Below are 21,265 nucleotides of genomic sequence, written 5' to 3'. Positions count from 1 at the left end.
GCGTCAGCCGGGGGCGAAACGGCTAGTGGCGGGACCCGCGCGCGTCAACCCCAGCAAATCACGCGCCGGCCCCGTCGGCCGCTGACCGTGCGGCCACACCGCCCGCAGCGCCCGCCGCAAAGCGAGCCCCGCCACCTGGATCTCGACCAGCCGCCCCGAGGCCAACTCCTCCCCCACCGCCAGCTCGCTCAGCACCGACGGCCCCGCACCGCCCACCACGGCCGACTTCACGGCCGTGGTCGACGCCAACTCCAGCAGCGGCGCAGCCGTCACGCCCCCCAGCGCCGCATCCAGCACCTGCCGCGTCCCCGACCCCCGCTCCCGCAGGATCAGCGGGGTCGCCGCCAGCTCCCCTGCCCCCAGCGGGGACCGGCGCCGTGCCCACGGATGTCCCGGCGGGGCCACCACCACCAGCCGGTCGTGTCCCACGACCACCCCGTCGAGCCCGGCCGGCACGTCGAGGCCCTCGACGAAGCCCAGGTCCGCCTCCCCCGCCAGCAGCCGTTCCGCCACCGCCGCCGAGTTTCCGGCCAGCAGCGACACCGCCGTGCCGGGCCGCTCCGCGCGCAGTGCGACCAGCCAGCCGGGCAACAGATATTCGGCGATCGTCATGCTCGCCGCCACCCGCAGCCGCGAGTCGCGCCGCCCCCGCAGCGCCTGTGCCCCGGCGTCGAAGGCCTCGGCCGCCTCCACGATCCGCCGTGCCCAGTCGGTGACGAGCACCCCGGCGTCCGTCAGCCGCGAGCCGCGCGGCGAGCGCTCCACGAGGGCCACGCCGAGCAGCCGTTCCATGCTGCGGATGCGCCCGCTGGCCGCGGGCTGGGTGATGCCCAGCTCCCGCGCCGCCCGCCCCAGGCTGCCCAGCCGGGCCACGGCGAGCAGCAGCTCCAGCGCCCCGAAGTCGGGCACCCGGTGCGCCAGCGGCGCCTGTGGACCGTTCCCCTCGCTCATAACTCCAGCTTATGCCGTCATAGCTACAACGTCCCTGGTGGGAGCCCCGGCCTCGGGAGACCGTGAACCCATGAGACACCTCGGCCCCAACTGGTACGCCTCGGTCATGGGCACGGCGATCGTCGCCGCGGCCGGCGCCGCCCTCCCGCTGCACGCGCCCGGACTGCGCGGCGCGTACGAAGCCGTCTGGGCACTGGCAGCGCTGATGCTCCTGACGCTCCTGACCGCCCGGGCCGTGCACTGGACCCGCCACACCGACCAGGCCCGCCGGCACCTGGACGACCCCGCCGTCGCCCCCTTCTACGGCTGCCTGGCCATGGCCCTCCTCGCCGTGGGCGGCGCCACCCTCTCCGTCGGATCCGGCGTGATCGGGCAGGGCCCGGCCGTGGCCGCCGACGCCGTGCTGTGGACTGCCGGCACCGTCGTCGGCCTGGTCGCCGCGGCCGGCGTGCCGTACCTGATGGTGACCCGGCACCGCATCGAGCCGGGCCAGGCCTCCCCGGTGTGGCTGCTGCCCGTGGTGGCGCCGATGGTGTCCGCCGCGCTGGGCCCCGCGCTCGTACCGCACCTGCCGGCCGGGCAGTGGCGGGACGCGATGACGCTGGGCTGCTACGCCCTGTTCGGCATGAGCCTGCTGACCGTCCTCCTCATCCTGCCGCTGGTCTTCTCGCGGCTGGTCCACCACGGGCCGCTGCCGCTCGCCCTCACCCCGGCGCTGTTCCTGGTGCTGGGCCCGCTGGGCCAGTCCGTGACAGCCGTCAACAACCTCGCCGACGCCACCGCGGGCGGCCCGTACGCCTCCGCCACCGCCGCGTTCGCCGTGCTCTACGGCGTCCCCGTGATCGGCTTCGCCGTGCTGTGGCTGCTGATCTCCGTGGCGATGACGGTACGGGCCTTCCGGCAGGGCATGGGCTTCGCGATGACCTGGTGGGCGTTCACCTTCCCCGTCGGCACCTGCGTCACGGGCGCAGCCGCACTGGGCCGCCACACCGGACTGCACGCCTTCACCTGGCTGGCCGCAGCCCTGTACGTGCTGCTGGTGACCGCCTGGGCGGTGGCCGGGACCCGCACGCTGGCCGGGCTGGTCAGCGGACGGCTGCTCGCAGCGCCCGCCCCAGCACCGCTGGTGCCTGTGCCAGCGACGGTCCGTACCACGTGAGATGACGCCCGCTGACGAGCGCGGACGGCAGCCCCGGGAACGCCTCGGGGCCGTCGTCGTGCGTGAAGCGGTAGGGCTCGTCGGGCAGGACGACCAGCTCCGCACCTGATGCGTTGAGCTCGTCCAGGGGGACGCGGGGATAGCGCTCGGCGTGCGCGGCAAGGACGTTGACCACGCCGAGGCGGGCGAGGAGGTCGCCCGCGAAGGTGTCGCGGCCGAGGAGCATCCAGGGCCGGCGCCAGACCGGTACGACGGCCCGCACCGGGGGCCCTGCGGGCGGCAGTTGGTGCCAGGCGGTGCGGGCTGCGTCCAGCCAGGCGGGGCGCGGCAGTCCGCAGGCGTCCACCAGGACGCGTTCCAGTTCTCTGAACGCCTGGTCCAGCGTGCGGATTTCGGTGACGAGAACGGTCAGCCCCGCGGCCCGCAGGGCGGCCAGGTCCGGGGCGCGGTTCTCTTCCTCGTTGGCGATGACGAGGTCGGGCGCGAGGCGCGCGATACGGGCCATGTCGGGGTTCTTGGTGCCCCCGACACGGACGACGTCCAGGTCTGCGGGGTGGTCGCACCAGTCGGTTGCACCGACGAGGAGTTCGGGTGCGGTGGCGGCTACCGCCTCGGTGAGGGACGGGACCAGGGACACGACGCGGCGGATGGTCATGGGGTGATGATGCGCCCCGTAAGGGGCGCGGGGAACTGCGCGACCAGCCACGACGCGCCCGCAGCCGACGTACCCGGGGCTTCGCCCCGGGCCCTCAGGGCAGTGCGTCGGCTGCAGGCCGGTGGGGGCTGGTCGCGCAGTTCCCCGCGCCCCTTACGGGGCGCCTGGTCGCGCCCACGCGGCGGAGCCGCATATGTGAACAGCCCCGCGCCCCTGACGGGGCGCCCCCTGCGGGGCGCCCCCGCAGGGCCCTACCGCACCGGCGCGATCTTGTCCTCAAGCCCCGGCCGCGCGTCGAGCCATCGGCGCGCGGACTCCTTCTCCTTGCCCTTGCCGCCCTTCTGGATCTCCGCCTCCAGCGACGACAGGTCCTTCTCCGACATCTTGAAGTTCTTCACCCACTCCGCGATCTTCGGGAAGTCCTTGGCGAAGTCCTTCTTGCCCACCGCGTGGATCTGCTCGCCCTCGCCCCAGGCGCCCTTGGGGTCCTTGAGCTTCTTCAGGTCGTAGGTGCCGTAGGCCCAGTGCGGCGACCACAGGGTGGTCACGACGGGTTCCTTCTTCTTGATGGCCCGGTCCAGGTCGGCCAGCATCGTGGCCGTCGAGGAGGAGACGACCTTGTACTCGCCGTCCAGGCCGTACTCCTTGAGCACCTTGTCGTTGAGCTTGCCCATCATCCCGGCGCTGGCCTCGATGCCGACGATCCGCCCGCCGAACTCCGAGCCCTTGCCCTTGAGATCGGCCAGGGAGTTGACGTCCTTCACGTACGACGGCACGGTCAGCTCCAGCGAGGTCGGCCCGTACCAGGAGCCGAGGTCGGAGAGCTTGTCGCCGTAGCGGTCCATGTACTGCTTGTGCGTCGTGGGCAGCCACGAGTCGAACTGGACGTCCATCTGGCCCTGGGCCAGCGCCGTGTAGAGCGGCCCGGGGTCGAGCTGCTTGACGTCCGGCTTGTAGCCGCGGTCCTCCAGGATGTTCTGCCACAGGTAGGTCGAGGCGACGGCCTCGTCCCACGGGAAGTAGCCGAGCTTCACGGTCTTGCCCTGGCCGACATTCTTGCCCGCGGCCACGGTGTCCCTGCCGCCGTCGCCGCCGGCGATCCGCATGCCGCCCGCGACGAGTGCGAGGACGACGACGCCCACGGTGGCCACGGCCGTGCCGGGCCGGTAGCGCAGGACGCTCGCGGAGCGCGAGAGGCCCACGGCACCCTGCGCCGCGGCGGCCCGGCGGCCCAGCGCCGAGACCCGGCGGCTGAGCGCGCCCGTCATCCGGTCCAGGTACATGGCGAGGACGACGACGGCGAGGCCGCTCTCCACGCCGCGGCCGATGTCGACCTGGGTGACGGCCGCGTACACGGCCTCGCCGAGGCCGCCCGCGCCCGCCATGCCGGCGATGACGACCATGGACAGCGCGAGCATGATGACCTGGTTGACGCCCGCCATGATGGTGGGCAGCGCCAGCGGCAGCTGGACCCGGGTGAGGGTCTCGCGCGGCGGCGTGCCGAACGCCTTGGCCGCCTCGACGAGTTCGCCGTCGACCTGGCGGATGCCGAGCTCGGTCATCCGCACGCCCGGCGGCATCGAGAAGACGACCGTGGCGATCAGGCCCGGCACGGTGCCGATGGAGAAGAACATCACGCCGGGGATCAGGTAGACGAAGGCCGGCATCGTCTGCATGACGTCCAGGACGGGGCGCAGCACTCCGCTGACCCGCCGGTTGCGGGCCGCCCAGATGCCCAGCGGCACGGCGGTCAGCAGGGTGATGGCGCTCGCGACGAGCACGAGGGACAGCGTGGACATGGCCTCGTGCCACAGCCCGAAGGAGTCGATGAGCGCGAGGCCCGCGAAGGCGAGCACGGCGGCGAGCAGCCCGCGCAGCCACCAGGCGATCACCGCGAGGATGCCGGCCATGAGCAGCGCGTTGGGGGCGCCGAGCACCGCGTCCACGCCGTCGTACATGCCGCTCAGGACGGTGCTGATGGCGTCGAAGAGACCGCCGAGGTGGGCCTGGAGCCAGTCGACGGCGCTCTTGGCCCAGCTTCCGAGGTGGATCCTAGGCACCGGCGGCCACCTCCTCGGCGGGCTGCGCGGGCCGGTCGCTCAGGGCCGCCATGAGGCGGTCCCGGGTGACCACGCCGGTGGGCCGTCCGGCCTCGTCCGTGACGACGACCGGGTCGCCGTTGCACGCGAAGGGGGCGAACAGCTCGGCGACGGGCGCCTCGGCGCTCACGGTCGCGGCGCCGTCCGGCACGCCGGCCGTCCGCTCCATGATCGATCCGGCGGTGAGGACCCGGGAGCGGTCGACGTCCTGGATGAAGGAGGCGACGTAGTCGTCAGCGGGCCGGACGAGGATGTCCTCGGCGGTGCCGTTCTGGACGATGCGGCCGTCGCGCATGACGGCGATCCGGTCGCCCAGGCGCATGGCCTCGTTGAGGTCGTGGGTGATGAACACGATCGTCTTCTTGAGTCGCCTCTGCAGGTCGAGCAGCTGGTCCTGCATGTCGCGGCGAATGAGCGGGTCGAGGGCGCTGAAAGACTCGTCCATCAGCAGCAGGTCGGCGTCGGTGGCCAGCGCGCGGGCGAGGCCGACGCGCTGCTGCATGCCGCCGGAGAGCTCGTCGGGCCAGGACTTCTCCCAGCCCTTCAGCCCGGCCAGGTGCAGCGCCTCGGTGGCCCGCTCCTCGCGCTCCGCGCGGGGCACGCCGCGCACCTCCAGGCCGTAGCCGGCGTTCTCCAGCACGCTGCGGTGCGGGAAGAGGGCGAAGTGCTGGAAGACCATGCTGATGTTCCGGGAGCGGACCTCGCGCAGCTCGCGCGGGGACAGGGCGGTCAGGTCCTGTCCGTCGTAGCGCACCCGGCCTGCGGTGGTGTCCTCCAGCCCGTTGAGCATGCGCAGCAGCGTGGACTTGCCGGATCCCGAGAGACCCATCACCACGAAGATCTGGCCCGCCTCGACCTCGAACGAGGCGTCGATGACCGCCGCCGTGGTGCCTTCCGCACGCAGCTCCTCGCGGCTCGCGCCGCTCTTGAGCCGCGGCACGGCGGCTTCGGGTCGTTTACCGAACACTTTGTACAAGTGCTCGGCCTGCAGCCTGATCACATACACCTCTCGGGTCGAACTTGCTCGCACCCGGCCTCCCCCGACGGGCCGGGCGTACAACGGACCGCGCCTGCCCCGGGCCATTCCGGTCAAACCGAACAGTGAGCCAGTTCACATGTCGGTGGCATACGGCATCATCTGACCCGTGACGCGACGCCTGATGCTCCTCGACACCGCCTCCCTGTACTTCCGCGCCTACTTCGGCGTGCCGGAGTCGGTGAAGGCCCCGGACGGCACGCCCGTGAACGCGGTGCGCGGCCTGCTCGACTTCATCGCCCGGCTCGTCGCCGACCACCATCCGGACGACCTGGTGGCCTGCATGGACGCCGACTGGCGCCCGCAGTGGCGGGTGGACCTGATCCCCTCGTACAAGGCGCACCGGGTGGCCGAGGAGGTCGAGGGCGGGCCGGACGAGGAGGAGACGCCGGACACCCTCTCCCCCCAGGTCCCGGCGATCGAGGCCGTGCTCGACGCGCTGGGCATCGCCCGCATCGGCGCCGCGGGGTACGAGGCGGACGACGTGATCGGCACCCTGACCGCGCGGGCGCGGGGCCCGGTGGACATCGTCACCGGCGACCGCGACCTCTACCAGCTCGTCGACGACGCGCGCGGCGTGCGCGTGCTGTACCCGGTCAAGGGCGTCGGCACGCTGCAGACCGTGGACGAGGCGGTGCTGCGCGAGAAGTACGGGGTGGACGGGCCGGGGTACGCGGACCTGGCGCTGCTGCGCGGCGACCCCAGCGACGGGCTGCCGGGCGTGCCGGGCATCGGCGAGAAGACGGCCGCGAAGCTGCTGGCGGCGTACGGCGACCTCGCCGGGATCACGGCCGCCGCGGAGGACCCGGCGTCCCGGCTGACGCCCGCGCAGCGCAGGCGGCTGCTGGAGTCCCGCCCGTACCTGGAGGTGGCGCCCACGGTGGTGCGGGTCGCCTCCGACGTGCCGGTGCCGCCGTGCGACATCGCCCTGCCGGCCGGGCCCCGCGACCCGGATGCGCTGGAAGTGCTCGCGGCGCGCTGGGGATTGGGCGGATCCCTGCAGCGGCTGCTCACCGTCCTCGCCGGGTGAGCTGTAAAGTTAGGTACACCTTACCAATCGTTGCATCGCGCCCCAGGGAGACAGCCGTGACAGAGCGTCCCGTCCGCAAGAAATCGCAGGTGACCCGCGCCCGCGTGGTGCGCACCGAGCGCCTCTCCCCGCACATGGTCCGCGTGGTGCTCGGCGGCGAGGAGCTCGCCGGGTTCGGCGCCGGCGAGTGCACCGACCACTACGTCAAGCTGCTCTTCCCCGTCGAGGGCGTCGACTACCCCGAGCCGTTCGACATCGACGCGATCCGCCGCGACATGCCGCGCCACGCATGGCCGCGGACCCGCACGTACACGGTCCGCGCCTTCGACCGCGCGGCGCAGGAGCTCACGGTCGACTTCGTCGTCCACGGCGACGAGGGCCTCGCCGGCCCGTGGGCCGTCCGCGCCGAACCGGGCACGGAGATCCTCTTCCTGGGCCCCGGCGGCGCCTACGCCCCCGACCCGGCCGCCGACTGGCACCTGCTCGTGGGCGACGAGAGCGCACTGCCGGCCGTCGCCGCGGCGCTGGAGCGGATGCCGGAGGGCGCCGTGGTCCACGCCTTCGTCGAGGTCGCCGACGAGCGGGAACGGCAGGAGCTGCAGCTGCCCGCCGGGGTGGAGGTCTCCTGGCTGCACCGCGACGGCGCGCCGGTCGGCAAGGCCCTGGTGGAGGCGGTGCGTTCGCTCGACTTCCCGCCGGGTGACGTGCATGCCTTCGTCCACGGCGAGGCCGGTTTCGTGAAGGAGCTGCGCCGCCACCTGCGCATGGAGCGCGGGGTGCCGCGCGAGCGGCTGTCGATCTCCGGCTACTGGCGCCGGGGCCACGACGAGGACGGCTGGCAGGCGTCGAAGCGCGAGTGGAACCAGCAGGTCGAGGCCGAACAGGAAGGCCCGGCAGCCGCCTGACGCCCCGTATCCTCGCTGCATGATTCTTGCCCGGACAGCCGTGGCCGCGACCGCCGCGGCCGCGCTCGCCCTGTCCTCCCCCGACTCCGGCTCCGGCGACTCGTCGCTGGTGCACGAGGGCAGCGCCGCCCAGCGCGGCCGGGAGACGGTCTTCACGGTGACGGCCGACCAGGGCCACGGCAGTCTGACCGTGGAGTCGGAGGCGTTCGTGAAGAAGCTCACGCTCCGGGAGAAACGGTTCCGTACGGGCAAGGACGGCGAGCTCTACACCAGGGTGGCCGGCATGGTGCCCTGCGACATCGAACCGGGCACGTACCCCGTGGAGTTGAAGGAGGACGACGAGACGGTGGACACCGCCGAACTGACCGTCACCTCCGACATGGACCCGGGGAACCGGGACTTCTGTGCGTCGCACGCGAGTTACGACGACGCGGTGGACCGGACGAGCGAGACGGCACCGGATCCGGACGAGGACGGCGGCGGGGGCGTCGGCCTGGGCGAGTTGGCGGCGGTGATCGCGGGGACCGCGGTGCTGTCTGCCGTGCTGGCGTCTGCGGCAACGTACTTGGTGACGCGGCGCAGGAGGAGGAGCCCCTGACCCTCCCCCAGCTACCGCTGGGAGGTGCCCCCACTTTCGCCGTTTCTTGGGGGGCAAGCCCCCCAACCCCCCTGGTTTTGCGACTGCGGGCCGACTGCGGCTGGTCGCGCAGTTCCCCGCGCCCCTGACGGGGCGCGGTTTCAGCCCGTCCGGCGTTTGAGGACCGGGGTTCGGGGCGGAGCCCCGAGAAACGGCGAAAGTGGGGGCACCTCCCAGCGGTAGCTGGGGGAGGGACCGGGGCCTCCTCACCCCACCGACGAATACGCCACGACACCCCGCAGCAACCCGTCAACCGCCTTGCGTGCGTTCCGCGCCACAGGACTCCCGGCCGGCGCCGCCGCGGCGATCTGCCCCAGCACATCGATCAACTGCTTCGACCACCGCACGAAGTCACCCGCCGGCATCTCGATCTCCCGCAGCACCTCGTCCAGCCCATGGCCGGAGGCCCACCGGTACGCGGCCCACGCGAAGCCCAGGTCCGGCTCGCGCTGGCCGACGCCCTCGGCCTGGTTGATCTTGTGCTGTTCCTCCAGGGCGTCCAGCCGGCCCCAGATGCGGACCATCTCCGCGAGCGCCTCCTTCGCGGCGCCCGACGGCAGCTTCGGGGCCACCGCCTCGTCCGCGGCCCGGGCCTCGTAGACCAACGCCGAGGCGCACGCGGCCAGTTCGGCCGGATTGAGGCCTTCCCAGACGCCGTCGCGCAGGCACTCCGAGGCCAGCAGGTCCAGCTCACCGTAGAGGCGGGCCAGCCGGCGGCCGTCCTCGGTCACCTCGTCGCCGTGCAGATAGCCGAGGTCGGTCAGGAGCGCGCAGATGCGGTCGAAGGTGCGGGCGATCGTGTTCGTCCGGCCCTCGATGCGCCGCTCCAGCTGGCGCGTGTCGCGCAGCAGCCGGTGGTAGCGCTCGGCCCAGCGGGCGTGGTCCTCGCGCTCGTCGCAGCCGTGGCAGGGGTGCGCCCGGATCGCGGTGCGCAGGCGCGCGATCTCGGTGTCGTCCACGGCGGCCGAGCGGGACTTGCGGTGCCGGTCCGGCTCGATGTGCCCGGCCTTCGTGCGCAGCGCGGAGGCCAGGTCGCGCCGGGACTGCGGGCTGCGCGGGTTGAAGGACTTGGGGATGCGCATCCGCTCCAGCGGCTCGACCGGCACCGGGAAGTCGATCGGGGCCAGCCGCTTGACCTGCCGCTCGGCGGTGAGCACCAGCGGGCGCGGCCCCTCGTGGGGGTCGAAGCCGCGGTGCCGGTCCGTGCGGCCGGGGGCCGTGCCGGGGTCGAGCACGAGTGCCAGGCCGGCGAACTTGCCGGTGGGCACGTGGATGACGTCCCCGGGCTTGAGCCGCTCCAGCGCGGCCGCCGCCGCGGCCCGCCGCTGCACGGCGCCCTGCTTGGCCAGCTCCGTCTCGCGGTCCTTGAGCTCGCGGCGCAGCCGCGCGTACTCCTCGAAGTCGCCCAGGTGGCAGTCGATGGCCTCACGGTACCCGGCCAGGCCCTCCTCGTTGCGCTGGACCTGGCGCGAGATGCCGACGACCGACTTGTCGGCCTGGAACTGGGCGAAGGAGGTCTCCAGCAGCTCGCGGGAGCGGTGCCGCCCGAACTGGGAGACCAGGTTGACCGCCATGTTGTACGACGGCTTGAAGCTGGATCTCAGCGGGTACGTGCGCGTGCCGGCCAGGCCGGCCAGGGCGGCCGGGTCCATGGCGCGCTGCCACAGCACGACCGCGTGGCCCTCGACGTCGATGCCGCGCCGCCCGGCGCGGCCGGTCAGCTGGGTGTACTCGCCGGGGGTGATGTCGGCGTGCTGCTCGCCGTTCCACTTGACGAGCTTCTCCAACACCACGGAGCGGGCAGGCATGTTGATGCCCAGCGCCAGCGTCTCGGTGGCGAACACGGCCTTGACCAGGCCCTTGACGAAGAGCTCCTCCACGACCTCCTTGAAGGTCGGCAGCATGCCCGCGTGGTGCGCGGCGATGCCCCGCTCCAGGCCCTCCAGCCACTCGAAGTAGCCCAGGACGTGCAGGTCCTCGTCAGGGATGGCAGCGCAGCGCTCCTCCACGATCGAGCGGACCCGGGCGCGCGCCGCGTCGTCGTTGAGCCGCAGGCCCGCGTAGAGGCACTGCTGGACGGCGGCCTCGCAGCCGGCCCGGCTGAAGATGAAGGTGATGGCGGGCAACAGGCCCTCGGCGTCGAGCCGTTCGATGACCTCGACCCGGCTGGGCGTCCAGATCCTGCTGCGCTGGCGGCGGTCGCGCTCGCGGTCGGCCTCGCGCAGGTTCCGCCCGCGGCGGCGGTCGCGGCCGCCCATGGGGCGACTGTTCTCCATGCGAGCCAGGCGCACCAGGTCGGGGTTGACCTCGCGGCGGCCCGTGCCGGGGGCGCCGGCGCGGGCCTCCTTCTCCTCGAAGAGGTCGTACATCCGCCGCCCGGCCAGCACGTGCTGCCACAGCGGGACGGGCCGGTGCTCGGAGACGATCACCTCGGTGTCGCCGCGGACGGTGTCGAGCCAGTCGCCGAACTCCTCGGCGTTGGAGACGGTGGCGGAGAGGGAGACCAGGGTCACCGACTCCGGGAGGTGGATGATGACCTCCTCCCAGACGGCGCCGCGGAAGCGGTCGGAGAGGTAGTGCACCTCGTCCATGACCACGTAGCCGAGGCCGATCAGCTCCGTCGAGCCCGCGTAGAGCATGTTGCGCAGCACCTCGGTGGTCATCACGACCACCGGGGCTTCGGCGTTGACACTGTTGTCGCCGGTGAGCAGGCCGACCTTGGTGGCGCCGTAGCGCTTGACGAGGTCGCTGTACTTCTGGTTCGACAGCGCCTTGATGGGCGTGGTGTAGAAGCATTTGCGGCCCTGGGTGAGGGCCAGGTGGACGGCGAACTCGCCCACGATGGTCTTGCCCGAGCCGGTCGGGGCCGCGACCAGCACGCCCTTTCCGGCTTCCAGGGCCTTGCACGCCTCGATCTGGAAGGGGTCCAGCTCGAAGTCGTACATCTCGCGGAACGGGGCAAGCGCAGTGGCCTGCTCGGCGGCGCGCTGCCTGGCCAGGGCGTAGCGCTCAGCAGGGGACATGTCGTCGGTCATCTTGGCTACGAGCCTACCGGGCACGTATGACAGACACCTGATCTTTAACGGGCCGGGGGTCCGGGGGGTGCCCCCCGGGGAACACAGCAACCGGCCGGGGGTCCGGGGGGTGCCCCCCGGGGAACACAGCAACCGGCCGGGGGTCCGGGGCTGCCCCCGGGGAACACAGCAGGGGCAGGGGTCTCAGCGGGCGGCCCCCAGCAGGCGCACGGCCCCCGGCACCGTCTCGGCGGTGAGCGGCAGCGGGCCCAGCGGTTCGCCGTCGGCGTAGCCGGTGATCCCGTCCGCCGCCAGGGTCACCCTGGCGGCCCGGTGGACGGTGACCGCGGGGTGGCCGAGGTGGGTGCCGCGGTAGACCCGGGGGAAGACGGCGAGGAGGGTGGAGCGGCTGCAGGGGCCGACGACGGTGATGTCGAAGAGCCCGTCGTCCAGGCGGGCGCTGCCGCAGATGCGCATGCCGCCGCCGTAGGAGTCGGCGTTGCCGACCGCGACGAGGGTCGCCTCCAGCTGCTGCTCGGGGCCGTCGTCGAGGCGGATCCGGTACGGGATGGGCCGCAGGGCGGCCAGTTCGGCGATCATCGCGGCGTCGTAGCGCAGCCGCCCGGTGGGGAAGCGCAGCCGGTTGCCGCGGTCGTTGACGCGGGAGTCGAAGCCGGAGGCGAGGACGGTGCCGAACCAGGTGTCCCCGGCCCGGCCTCGGACCCGCCCCAGGTCGACGGCCCGGCCGCCGTCCCCCTTGAGCGAGCGGGCGACGGCCCGGCCGGCGGCCGCCGGGTCGCGCACGGGCAGCCGGTTGGCGCGGGCGAAGTCGTTGCCGGTGCCGACGGCGACCACGCCGAGCGGGGTGGGGGTGCCGGCCACGGCCTGGAGGGCGAGCGAGACCATGCCGTCGCCGCCGACGGCGATCAGTGCGCCCGTCCCGCCCGCGACCGCCTCCCGCGCGCGGCGCAGCGCGTCGGGGGCGTCGGTGCCGACGACGGTACGGACGTGGAAGCCGGCGTCGCGGAGCACCGCGGCCGCGGGCCGGGCGGCGCGGGCGCCGCGGCCGCGGCCCGCGGAGGGGTTGACGAAGAGCGTGATGTCGCTGGTCACGCGGGGACCCTACCGGCTGGTCACCGGGCGGCCGCACCAGTTCGGACAACGGCGGAGGGGCGGTCGCCGGTGCCGGCGACCGCCCCTCGTCAGGGCCTTGTGCGTCAGGTCACGTCGTCGTACCCGGACCGGCCGGTGGAGTGCGCGCCGTCGGCGGACGGCTGCTCCGGCAGGGCGGGCAGCGGTTCGCTGTCGCCGATGGACTGCGGGGTGAGGTCCAGCGGGGCCGCCTCGTCGTCGTCCAGGTCGCGGTCCGGGTTCGCCTTCTGCTTGCGCTTGTCGTTGACCAGCGCGATGCCGACGGCGATGAAGTAGAGCACGATGATCGGGCCGGCCAGCAGGAACATCGAGAACGGGTCCACGGTCGGCGTGGCCACCGCGGAGAAGACCGTGACGCCCATGACCATGGGCCGCCACCAGCCGAGCATCCGGCGCCCGGTGAGGATGCCGCCGAAGTTGAGCATCATCAGCAGCAGCGGCAGCTCGAAGGAGAGGCCGAAGACGACCACCAGGCGCGTGACGAGGTCGATGAGCTCGTCGAGCGGCAGCAGGTTGGTGACGCCCTGCGGCGTGAAGTCGATGAGGACCTTCGCGGCCGCGGGCAGGGCCCAGTACGCGAAGTAGGCGCCGGCCCCGAAGAGCGGGACACCGGCGGCGACGAAGCCCAGTGCGTACTTCTTCTCGTTCCTGTGCAGCCCGGGCGCCAGGAACGCCCACAGCTGGTACAGCCAGACCGGGCTGGACAGCACCAGGCCGGAGACCAGCGAGACCTTCACCATGAGGGTGAAGGGCCCGACGAGGCCCGACATGGTGATGTTGCCGCAGGTCTTGGTGGCGTCCTTCTGCGACAGCTCGGAGAAGGAGACCTGGCAGCCGATCGCCTGCTGGATCGGATGCTTGAAGACCTCGATGATGTCCTTGTAGTAGAAGGCCGCCACCACGGCCACCACGACAATGGCGACCACGGACTTCGCGAGGCGATTGCGCAGCTCGCGCAGGTGCTCCACGAGGGGCATCCGGCCCTCGGGGTCCTTCACCTTCTTGCGGGCAGAGTTGGCCAACCCACGTCCCTATCTCGTGCGGCAGACGGCGGCAGACGGCGCCGTCCTGATCGTTGCCCGGTTCAGTGCTGCGTCGTGCGGTCGCTCGGCTCGGTCACCGGGCGGGAGCTCACGTCGCCGGGGGCAGCCTTGATGGTACGGGCGCTCTGGGTGTCGGCGGGCGGGTCGGCCGGGGCGGAGGCGTTGTTCTGTCCCTCGGAACGCATCGCCTTGGCCTCGCTCTTGAGGATCCGGGCGGACTTGCCGAGGGAGCGCGCCATGTCGGGGAGCTTCTTCGAGCCGAAGACCAGCACGACCACGACGAGGATGAGGATGATCTCGGGGGCGCCGAGCCGTCCGAACATATGCGTGTACCTTCTCACCGAAGCGGGATGGGGGTGGGACAGACGACTGACCGGACAAATGTCCACCAGACGTACCGCAGCGATCGTAACGCGCAGCAGTGAACGCCGGGCAATCCCTCTGCATACTCCCAGTTGCGGCCCTCCGCCTCGTCACCAGGGCCACCGGAACCAGACTACCCGTCCCGTTCCGGGCCTCAGCAGGGCGCCGGGCGGGGGCCGTTTCAGTCCCGGTGGAGCGCCTGGGCGGTCTGCGCGGCGAGCGGGACCGCGGCCCGCTCCAGCTCCTCGGCCGCGCGGGTGATGCGCTGCGAGCTGTCGGCCACCTGCCGGGCCAGCCGCCTCACCTCCACGAAGACACGCACGGAGAGCACCCCGAGGACGGCGATGCCGCAGAAGGCGAGGACGACGGCGATCATGGGCCACAGCATGGGACGAGCCTAACGGGGGAAACGGGCAGGTCAGGCGGTTCGGGCGGGGGTCAGGCAGCTCAGGCGGTGATGTGGAGCCGCAGTGTCCGCACGCCGCCGCCGGTCAGCAGCGCGACGATCCGCTCCCCCGCGGGCTTGCGCACCGCGGAGCCGCAGTCGGGGCAGGTGAAGGAGTAGAAGGTGGTGCGGTCGCTGGCGCCGATCGCCAGCCGCAGTGCCCCCGCGGCCAGCTCGAAGCTGCTGCGGCAGTCGGGGCAGGCGGCCTTGAAGACCGCGGCAACCGTCGTGCACCCGTCCATCACATCCCCTTTCACACCGTTCACCGCGGCTCCCTCCCGCCGTCGCCCCTCACTCGCCGTAGCCCGCGAGGGCCTCGCGGGCCGCGTCCCGCGCGCTGTCCGCCAGCTCCTGCGGGGAGACGATCCGCCCGTCGCGGCCCAGCCGCAGTGCCAGCCGCCGCAGCGAGGCCGGGTCGGGGGCGCGCAGGGTGATCCGCAGCCCGCCCTCGGGCAGCTCCTCGGCGCTGTCGTGCGGGTAGTACTCGGCGACCCAGCGGCCGCCGGGGCCGACCTCGATGACGACCTCGGGGTCCTCGGCGGCGGGCTGGACCAGCGCCACGGACAGGTCGCGCAGCTCGACGGGCGGCGGGTCGGCGGGCGCGTCCAGCAGCCGGATCTCGGCCACCCGGTCCAGTCGGAAGGTGCGCCGGGCCTCCGTGAGCCGGCACCAGGCCTCCATGTAGGTGCGGCCCACGGCGAACAGCCGGATCGGGTCGACCTCGCGCTCGGTGAGCTCGTCGCGCGCGGGCGAGTAGTAGCGCAGCCAGAGCCGGCGGCGCTCGGAGATGGCCCGGTCGACCTCGGCGAAGACGCCGCCCTCGGACTCGAAGCTGACCGAGAGCCGCGAGCTGGCGCCCGCGGCCTCCCCGGCCGCCGCCTCGATCTTGGCGGTGGCGCGGACCAGCGCCTGCCGGTCGCCCTCGCGCAGCCCGGGCAGGGTGGCGACGGCGCGGGCGGCCACCAGCAGCGCGGTGGCCTCGTCGGCCGCGAGCCGCAGCGGCTCGCCGGTGCTGGTGCCCGAGGCGTCGGGGTTGTGCCACCAGATGCGGTCGCCGTCGGTGTCGATGTCCAGCAGGTCGCCGCCGCGGAAGCTGGTGCCGCACATGGGCAGCACGTCGAGGTCGCCGATCAGCTCGTCCTCGGTGATCCCGAAGGCGCGGGCCACGTCGGCGACGCGGGCGCCGGGGCGCTCGCGCAGATAGGTGACGAGCGACAGCATCCGCCGGGTCTGGTCGATGGCGTTGGTGGCCATGAGTAGTCGGTCCTGTTCCTCTCAGCCCTTGGCCACGGCACGCAGCCGGTCGATCACATCGGCCCGCAGCTCGGCCGGTTCGAGCACGATCACGTCCGGGCCGAACTCCACCAGCCAGGCGTCCAGTCCGTGGCCGTAGGGGATCTCCAGCTCGTCCCAGCCGCCGCCCAGGTCACGGGTGGCGGTGGCCCGGGCGCGCAGCGGATAGCCGTGCCCGGCCCGCACCTTGATCAGGGCGGTGCCGGTGGCCGTCTCGCCGGCCCAGCTCTCGACCGTCTCGCGCACGGTGACGTGGTCGGGCACGGGCGCGGTGAAGGGCAGCGCCCGGGAGCGGACCCGGCCGGAGATGCGGGAGAGCCGGAAGACCCGCTCGGCCTTGCGGTCGCGGTCCCAGCCGGCCAGGTACCAGTGGCCGCGCCAGCACTCCAGCGTCCACGGCTCGACGTGCCGCTGCTCGGGGCGGGCGGCGTTGGCCTTGCGATAGTCGAAGGTGACGGTCCGACGGTCGCGGGCGGCCAGCATCAGCGGCTCGAAGGCCGACTCGTGGACGGGGATGCGCGGCTCCAGCGCGAGGTGCCCGTAGGAGTCCTCGGCCACCGGCATCCCGGCGGCGCGCAGCTTCTGCAGCGCACCGCTGGCCGCACCGGCCAGGCGGGCCTGCTGCCAGACCTTGGCGGCAAGGCCGAGGGCGGCGGCCTCCTCGACGTCCAGGGTGACCGGGGGGAGGCGGTTGCTGTCCCGGCGGGCGAGGTAGCCGAAGTCGCCGTCGGCGCTCTCCACCGTCTCGATGATCAGGCCGAGTTCGCGGAGGTCGTCCTTGTCGCGCTCGAACATCCGGTTGAAGGCGTCATCGCCGCCCTCGGAGACACCGTTGCCCGGCCCGAACGCCTCGAGGTAGGCCTCGATGGACCCCCGCAACTCCCGCTTGCTGAGCGGCCGGCGGGTGCCCAGCAGGCACAGCGCCAGGTTCATCAGCCGCTCGGCCTTGGCAATCGCCATCGACGCCCTCTCTACTTGTGCTCTCAACCGCTGACCGTACCGCTCGCCGCTGCCACGGCAAAAGCCGAGGGCCCGCGCCCGCAGGCACGGGCCCCGGGCCCTTCACATCACGACGCGTCTCAGACGGCGACCAGGTCGCAGACGAAGATCAGGGTCTCGCCCGGCGCGATCTTGCCGCCGGCGCCGCGGTCGCCGTAGGCCAGGTGCGGCGGGATGATCAGCTGGCGGCGGCCGCCGACCTTCATGCCCTGGACGCCCTTGTCCCAGCCCGCGATGACCTGGCCGGCGCCGAGCTTGAACTGCAGCGGGGTGCCGCGGTTCCAGCTGGCGTCGAACTCCTCGCCCGAGGAGAAGGAGACGCCCACGTAGTGGACCTTGACCATGGCGCCCGCCGTGGCGACCGCCCCGTCGCCCTCCCAGATGTCCTTGATCTCGAGGTCGGCCGGCGGCTCGCCGCCCGGGAAGTCGACCTCGGGCTTGTCGATGTTCACGAAAGTGCTCCTACGAACGGTTCTTGCGGACAGCCGTGCAATTCTGGCAGATCGCGATCTGTTCTCAGACCTTGCCCACGATGTCGACGACGAAGACCAGGGTGTTCTTGTCCAGACCGCTCTGCGCCTGGCCCTCGTAGCCCAGCTTCGGCGGGATCACCAGCTCCACCCGGTCCCCGACGTGCTTGCCCACCAGGCCCTGGTCCCAGCCCTGGACGACCGAACCGGTGCCGATCTGGAAGGCCGTGGCGCCCGAGTGGTCCCAGGAGGAGTCGAACTTCTGGCCGTCCTCCCACTTCACGCCCGTGTACTGGGCGATCAGGCCGTCACCCGCCTTGATCTCCGGACCGTTGCCCTTGATCAGCACCTGCTGCTTCAGGTCCGTCGGGGGCTTGGTGTCCTTGGGGATGCTGATGTCGGCGGCCTTCTGGGAGTTCGGCTTCACCTCGGGCATGCCCTCCTCCGGCTTGGCCTGCTCGCCCTTGGCCTCGCTCTTGGAGTCGACCTTCTGCGCACCGACCACGTCGATCACCCACACCAGGCCGTCCTCGGGCTTCACCCCGGCCTGCGGGTTGAGCTGGTCCCCGATGAGCGCCTTCGCGGTGCCCTCGACCTCGATCCGGCTGCCGGCCTTCTGGCCGACCACGGCGTCCAGCACCTTCGCCGGCATCTCCTGGCTCGGCTGGCCCAGCTGCTGGACCATCTGCCGGCGCGGGCCCTTGCCCGACTTGTCCTGGGTGGTCCACGTGCCGCCGAGGGGCTTGTCGTCCTTCATCGTCTGCCCGGCGAAGTCCAGCCGGACATAGGAGCCCTTCTCCGCCTTGTCGCCCGTGCCCTCGGTCAGGGTCTTGACGACCAGCTTGTCCGACGGCTTGGCGCCCTTCGGCGTGGAGATCTTGGGCTGCTCGCCGAACTTCCCCTCCACCGTGACCTTGGCGTCCGACGATCCTCCGCCGTCGCCCCCGCACGCCGCGGCGGCGAGCAGCAGGACGGGCACGGCCAGAGCCGCGGCGAGGCGACGCGTGTTCTTCGTGTGGTTCATGAAGTCCAACTCGGGCTAGGGGGGTCGCTGGGCAGTGCCCGTCACTCTACGGCCTGTGCCGCACCGATCAACCCTGCCCGACACGGATGTGCGCCGGGTCCGGCGGACCCGGCGCACATCCGTGCCCTTTACGCACCACCGGACTCTCACATTCCGGCGATCAGCTTCTCCACCCGGTCGTCCACCGACCGGAACGGGTCCTTGCACAACACGGTGCGCTGCGCCTGGTCGTTGAGCTTCAGATGCACCCAGTCGACGGTGAAGTCCCGCCGCTGCTCCTGCGCCCGCCGGATGAAATCACCGCGCAACCGGGCCCGGGTGGTCTGCGGCGGCACCGACTTGCCCTCGAAGATCTTGACGTCGTTGCACACCCGCGCCGCCTGACCGCGCTTCTCCAGCAGGTAGTACAGCCCCCGCCGGCGATGGATGTCGTGATAGGCGAGATCTATCTGCGCAATGCGCGGATGCGACATCGTGATGTTGTTCTTCGCCCGGTACCGCTCGATGAGGCGGTACTTCATCACCCAGTCGATCTCGGTGTCGATGCGGTCCAGATCCTCGTCCCGGATCGCCTCCAGGGAACGCCCCCACAGCTCCAGCACCCGCTCGACCGTGCCCGTGCGGATACCGCGGCGCTCGCAGAAGTCCACGGCCTTCTCGTAGTACTCCTGCTGGACCTCCAGGGCCGAGGCCTCCCGCCCACTGGCCAGACGCACCTTGCGTCTGCCCGTGATGTCATGGCTGACCTCGCGGATCGCCCGGATCGGATTCTCCAGCGTCAGATCCCGCATCACCGTGCCCGCCTCGATCATGCGCAGCACGAGATCGGTCGCACCGACCTTCAGCAGCATGGTCGTCTCGGACATGTTCGAGTCGCCCACGATCACATGCAGGCGGCGGTAGCGCTCGGCGTCGGCGTGCGGCTCGTCCCGGGTGTTGATGATCGGGCGCGAGCGCGTGGTGGCCGAACTGACACCCTCCCAGATGTGCTCGGCACGCTGGCTCACGCAGTAGACCGCGCCCCGCGGCGTCTGCAGCACCTTCCCCGCGCCGCACAGCAGCTGCCGCGTCACCAGGAAGGGGATGAGAATGTCCGCAAGACGCGAGAACTCCCCGTGCCGCGCGACGAGATAGTTCTCGTGGCAGCCGTAGGAGTTCCCGGCGGAATCGGTGTTGTTCTTGAAGAGATAGACGTCGCCCGCGATCCCCTCCTCGTGCAGGCGGCGCTCGGCGTCGACGAGGAGACCCTCGAGAATGCGCTCGCCCGCCTTGTCGTGGGTGACCAGCTCGGTCACGCTGTCGCACTCGGGAGTTGCGTATTCCGGGTGCGAGCCCACATCGAGGTAGAGGCGGGCGCCGTTGCGCAGGAAGACATTGCTGCTGCGGCCCCAGGAAACGACACGGCGGAAGAGGTACCGCGCCACTTCGTCAGGGGACAGCCGGCGCTGTCCCCTGAAGGTGCACGTGACGCCGTACTCGTTCTCCAGCCCGAAAATGCGGCGGTCCATGCCTGAACACTACGCCTGATGCTCCGCGCTGAAACCGGGTTCGACAGCCCCGTTCCGATCATTTTCCGACCGCGCCACGACCGTCGAGACGGACACCGGAGCCTGCAGGAAGCGCCGGGCCCCGACCAGGACGGCCGTCGCAGCCGCACCACCGCCCACGGCCACCACGAACCCGGCCATGGCACCGCCGTATTCGACCGCCGGACCGACGAAGGCCGTGCCGATGGCCGCACCCACGCCGAACGACGTCACCAGCCAGGAGAACGCCTCCGTCACCGTGCCCTGCGGCGCATGCCGGTCGACCACCACGAACGCACAGGCCAGCGACGGCGCGAGGAACACACCCGCCACACCCGCGAGCACCGTCATCGGCACCACGCCCGGCACCAGCAACAACGGCAGGTAGCACACGGCCATCGACGCCGCGAGCACCCGCAGCCGCTGCTCCGGAGTCCCCGGCCACTGCCGGGCCCCGTAGACGAAACCACCGATCAGAGCGCCGACACCGACGGCCGACAGCAGATAGCTGGACACCATGCCGCCACCGTGCCCGTCGCCGTAGGCCACCGCCGCGACCGCGATCGAGCCCATCGCCGTACCGATGAAGAAGAACGCCGCCAGCACCACGCGCAGCCCGGGCGAGCGCAGCGCGCCCAGCCAGTGCGCGTCGCGCGGCTCGCTGCGCCACTGCCGCGAGGGCTGCGAGGTGACCACGGCCAGCGTGCCGAGCACACCGAGGACGTTGATGACGAACAGCGAGCCCGCCTCGGACCAGCAGGCGATCAGCCCCGTGACGATCAGCGGCCCGAAGACGTAGATGAACTCCTGGGCGACGGCGTCGAGGGCGTAGGCGGCGTGTATGCGCTCCTCCTTGCCCTTGAGGACCGACGGCCACAGGGCCCGCAGCCCGCCCTCCATCGGCGGCGTGAAGAAGCCCGCCACGATCATGGCGGCGTAGGCCAGCGGCAGCGGGTCCAGGCCCACCACGGCGAACACCGTCATGCCGAGCGCCGCCAGCAGCGACGCGGGCAGCATCACCCGGAGCTGGCCACGGAGGTCGACGGCCCGGCCGAGCAGCGGCTGACCGACGGCGTTGGCCACGCCGTAGACGGCGGAGAGCCCGCCAGCCAGGGCGTAGCTGCCGCCCTGGGCACGGACGAAGAGCACGATCGCCAGCGCCGCGGTGGCGTTGGGCAGCCGTCCCACCAGGGTCCCGGTGAGCAGCCGTACCGCGTACCGCGTTCTGAGCATGTCGCCGTAGCCGCCGCCCGCCGCTGCCATGGCCCGCCTTCCCTGTCAGCGCTCGGTCGCGTGAACGCTGTGTTGCCGAACCGCCGGTTACCGGCTGGTTTTACGTATAACTGAAGCAGTTATACGTACCATGGCCGCAACCCCCGGGTCCAACCGCGGGTCGGCAGGAAAGGGACACCCCACCCGTGACGGACAAGGTGCCGGACAAGCCCACCAGCCGGGACGTCGCAC

20 protein-coding genes are annotated in these 21,265 nt (G+C 72.1%); 4 read left to right on the top strand and 16 right to left on the bottom strand.

The window, feature by feature from the left end; genetic code table 11:
- Positions 1-3 precede the first annotated feature (3 nt).
- Positions 4-951 carry a LysR family transcriptional regulator gene (locus tag ACMATS_RS30430; protein WP_414169708.1) on the bottom strand — a complete coding sequence of 316 codons (948 nt, stop codon included), beginning with the start codon at positions 949-951 and terminating at the stop codon, positions 4-6.
- A 70-nt stretch (positions 952-1,021) separates the two neighbouring features.
- Between ACMATS_RS30430 and ACMATS_RS30425 the strand changes: the two genes are divergently transcribed.
- On the top strand, positions 1,022-2,110 hold the full coding sequence (locus tag ACMATS_RS30425) for a TDT family transporter (RefSeq protein WP_414169707.1): 1,089 nt from the start codon (positions 1,022-1,024) through the stop codon (positions 2,108-2,110).
- On the opposite strand, the gene ACMATS_RS30420 is transcribed toward ACMATS_RS30425, so the two are convergent.
- The 3 genes from ACMATS_RS30420 to ACMATS_RS30410 form a co-directional block, all read right to left on the bottom strand.
- On the bottom strand, positions 2,037-2,765 hold the full coding sequence (locus tag ACMATS_RS30420) for a helical backbone metal receptor (RefSeq protein WP_414169706.1): 729 nt from the start codon (positions 2,763-2,765) through the stop codon (positions 2,037-2,039). The genes ACMATS_RS30425 and ACMATS_RS30420 overlap by 74 nt on opposite strands.
- A 251-nt stretch (positions 2,766-3,016) precedes the next feature.
- Positions 3,017-4,825 (bottom strand): ABC transporter permease/substrate binding protein, encoded by a 1,809-nt coding sequence (locus tag ACMATS_RS30415; RefSeq protein WP_414169705.1) that lies wholly within the window; start codon positions 4,823-4,825, stop codon positions 3,017-3,019.
- Complete coding sequence (locus tag ACMATS_RS30410; protein WP_414169704.1) at positions 4,818-5,864, bottom strand: quaternary amine ABC transporter ATP-binding protein; 1,047 nt, start codon at positions 5,862-5,864, stop codon at positions 4,818-4,820. Before ACMATS_RS30410 ends, ACMATS_RS30415 begins: the two co-directional genes overlap by 8 nt.
- 160 nt (positions 5,865-6,024) lie before the next feature.
- Here ACMATS_RS30410 and ACMATS_RS30405 point away from each other — a divergent pair, with 160 nt between their 5' ends.
- From ACMATS_RS30405 to ACMATS_RS30395, 3 genes are read left to right on the top strand one after another with little or no spacing between them, the layout of a single operon-like run.
- On the top strand, positions 6,025-6,930 hold the full coding sequence (locus ACMATS_RS30405) for a 5'-3' exonuclease (protein WP_414170826.1): 906 nt from the start codon (positions 6,025-6,027) through the stop codon (positions 6,928-6,930).
- A gap of 56 nt (positions 6,931-6,986) precedes the next feature.
- A complete protein-coding gene (locus ACMATS_RS30400; protein WP_414169703.1) occupies positions 6,987-7,835 on the top strand; it encodes a siderophore-interacting protein in 849 nt (282 codons plus the stop codon).
- Between the two features lie 19 nt (positions 7,836-7,854).
- Positions 7,855-8,433: a hypothetical protein gene (locus ACMATS_RS30395; RefSeq protein ID WP_414169702.1), complete on the top strand. Its 579-nt coding sequence runs from the start codon at positions 7,855-7,857 to the stop codon at positions 8,431-8,433.
- A gap of 245 nt (positions 8,434-8,678) precedes the next feature.
- Here the strand turns inward: ACMATS_RS30395 and ACMATS_RS30390 are convergent, their stop codons facing one another.
- The 12 genes from ACMATS_RS30390 to ACMATS_RS30335 form a co-directional block, all read right to left on the bottom strand.
- Positions 8,679-11,507, bottom strand: coding sequence for a DEAD/DEAH box helicase (locus tag ACMATS_RS30390; protein ID WP_390778969.1), 2,829 nt, complete (start codon positions 11,505-11,507; stop codon positions 8,679-8,681).
- 183 nt (positions 11,508-11,690) lie between these two features.
- Positions 11,691-12,599, bottom strand: a complete 909-nt coding sequence (locus tag ACMATS_RS30385; protein WP_414169701.1) for a diacylglycerol kinase — start codon at positions 12,597-12,599, stop codon at positions 11,691-11,693.
- 104 nt (positions 12,600-12,703) lie between these two features.
- Complete coding sequence (gene tatC / locus ACMATS_RS30380) at positions 12,704-13,660, bottom strand: twin-arginine translocase subunit TatC (RefSeq protein ID WP_390778967.1); 957 nt, start codon at positions 13,658-13,660, stop codon at positions 12,704-12,706.
- A gap of 62 nt (positions 13,661-13,722) precedes the next feature.
- A complete protein-coding gene (gene tatA / locus ACMATS_RS30375) occupies positions 13,723-14,004 on the bottom strand; it encodes a Sec-independent protein translocase subunit TatA (RefSeq protein WP_390778966.1) in 282 nt (93 codons plus the stop codon).
- A 221-nt stretch (positions 14,005-14,225) separates the two neighbouring features.
- Positions 14,226-14,432 carry a hypothetical protein gene (locus ACMATS_RS30370; protein WP_336414250.1) on the bottom strand — a complete coding sequence of 69 codons (207 nt, stop codon included), beginning with the start codon at positions 14,430-14,432 and terminating at the stop codon, positions 14,226-14,228.
- A 59-nt stretch (positions 14,433-14,491) separates the two neighbouring features.
- Positions 14,492-14,731 (bottom strand): hypothetical protein, encoded by a 240-nt coding sequence (locus ACMATS_RS30365; protein ID WP_390779264.1) that lies wholly within the window; start codon positions 14,729-14,731, stop codon positions 14,492-14,494.
- Between the two features lie 49 nt (positions 14,732-14,780).
- Positions 14,781-15,743, bottom strand: coding sequence for a helix-turn-helix transcriptional regulator (locus ACMATS_RS30360; protein WP_390778965.1), 963 nt, complete (start codon positions 15,741-15,743; stop codon positions 14,781-14,783).
- Positions 15,744-15,764: 21 nt separating this feature from the next.
- Positions 15,765-16,742, bottom strand: coding sequence for a helix-turn-helix transcriptional regulator (locus ACMATS_RS30355; protein WP_390778964.1), 978 nt, complete (start codon positions 16,740-16,742; stop codon positions 15,765-15,767).
- Positions 16,743-16,861: 119 nt separating this feature from the next.
- Positions 16,862-17,233, bottom strand: a complete 372-nt coding sequence (locus tag ACMATS_RS30350; RefSeq protein WP_390778963.1) for an FKBP-type peptidyl-prolyl cis-trans isomerase — start codon at positions 17,231-17,233, stop codon at positions 16,862-16,864.
- A 64-nt stretch (positions 17,234-17,297) separates the two neighbouring features.
- Positions 17,298-18,275, bottom strand: coding sequence for an FKBP-type peptidyl-prolyl cis-trans isomerase (locus ACMATS_RS30345; protein WP_390778962.1), 978 nt, complete (start codon positions 18,273-18,275; stop codon positions 17,298-17,300).
- Positions 18,276-18,421: 146 nt separating this feature from the next.
- The gene (gene pafA / locus ACMATS_RS30340) at positions 18,422-19,783 is read right to left on the bottom strand and encodes a Pup--protein ligase (protein WP_171080349.1); all 1,362 of its coding nucleotides are present in this window, start codon (positions 19,781-19,783) and stop codon (positions 18,422-18,424) included.
- A gap of 9 nt (positions 19,784-19,792) precedes the next feature.
- Positions 19,793-21,064, bottom strand: a complete 1,272-nt coding sequence (locus tag ACMATS_RS30335) for an MFS transporter (protein WP_414169700.1) — start codon at positions 21,062-21,064, stop codon at positions 19,793-19,795.
- Between the last annotated feature and the right edge of the window lie 201 nt (positions 21,065-21,265).

The sequence above is a fragment of the Streptoverticillium reticulum genome (assembly GCF_047456005.1).
GTDB lineage: Bacteria > Actinomycetota > Actinomycetes > Streptomycetales > Streptomycetaceae > Streptomyces > Streptomyces reticulum.
The sequence above is the reverse complement of the archived record's forward strand: the minus strand, read 5'-3'. Positions and strand labels throughout refer to the sequence as shown.

What these genes read in the sequence shown, in the direction of transcription:
- ACMATS_RS30430 (WP_414169708.1), bottom strand. Translation starts at nt 951, where the DNA reads ATGAGCGAGGGGAACGGTCCACAGGCGCCGCTGGCGCACCGGGTGCCC.
- ACMATS_RS30425 (WP_414169707.1), top strand. Translation starts at nt 1,022, where the DNA reads ATGAGACACCTCGGCCCCAACTGGTACGCCTCGGTCATGGGCACGGCG.
- ACMATS_RS30420 (WP_414169706.1), bottom strand. Translation starts at nt 2,765, where the DNA reads ATGACCATCCGCCGCGTCGTGTCCCTGGTCCCGTCCCTCACCGAGGCG.
- ACMATS_RS30405 (WP_414170826.1), top strand. Translation starts at nt 6,025, where the DNA reads ATGCTCCTCGACACCGCCTCCCTGTACTTCCGCGCCTACTTCGGCGTG.
- ACMATS_RS30395 (WP_414169702.1), top strand. Translation starts at nt 7,855, where the DNA reads ATGATTCTTGCCCGGACAGCCGTGGCCGCGACCGCCGCGGCCGCGCTC.
- ACMATS_RS30390 (WP_390778969.1), bottom strand. Translation starts at nt 11,507, where the DNA reads ATGACCGACGACATGTCCCCTGCTGAGCGCTACGCCCTGGCCAGGCAG.
- tatA (WP_390778966.1), bottom strand. Translation starts at nt 14,004, where the DNA reads ATGTTCGGACGGCTCGGCGCCCCCGAGATCATCCTCATCCTCGTCGTG.
- ACMATS_RS30370 (WP_336414250.1), bottom strand. Translation starts at nt 14,432, where the DNA reads ATGCTGTGGCCCATGATCGCCGTCGTCCTCGCCTTCTGCGGCATCGCC.
- ACMATS_RS30365 (WP_390779264.1), bottom strand. Translation starts at nt 14,731, where the DNA reads ATGGACGGGTGCACGACGGTTGCCGCGGTCTTCAAGGCCGCCTGCCCC.
- ACMATS_RS30360 (WP_390778965.1), bottom strand. Translation starts at nt 15,743, where the DNA reads ATGGCCACCAACGCCATCGACCAGACCCGGCGGATGCTGTCGCTCGTC.
- ACMATS_RS30355 (WP_390778964.1), bottom strand. Translation starts at nt 16,742, where the DNA reads ATGGCGATTGCCAAGGCCGAGCGGCTGATGAACCTGGCGCTGTGCCTG.
- ACMATS_RS30345 (WP_390778962.1), bottom strand. Translation starts at nt 18,275, where the DNA reads ATGAACCACACGAAGAACACGCGTCGCCTCGCCGCGGCTCTGGCCGTG.
- pafA (WP_171080349.1), bottom strand. Translation starts at nt 19,783, where the DNA reads ATGGACCGCCGCATTTTCGGGCTGGAGAACGAGTACGGCGTCACGTGC.
- ACMATS_RS30335 (WP_414169700.1), bottom strand. Translation starts at nt 21,064, where the DNA reads ATGGCAGCGGCGGGCGGCGGCTACGGCGACATGCTCAGAACGCGGTAC.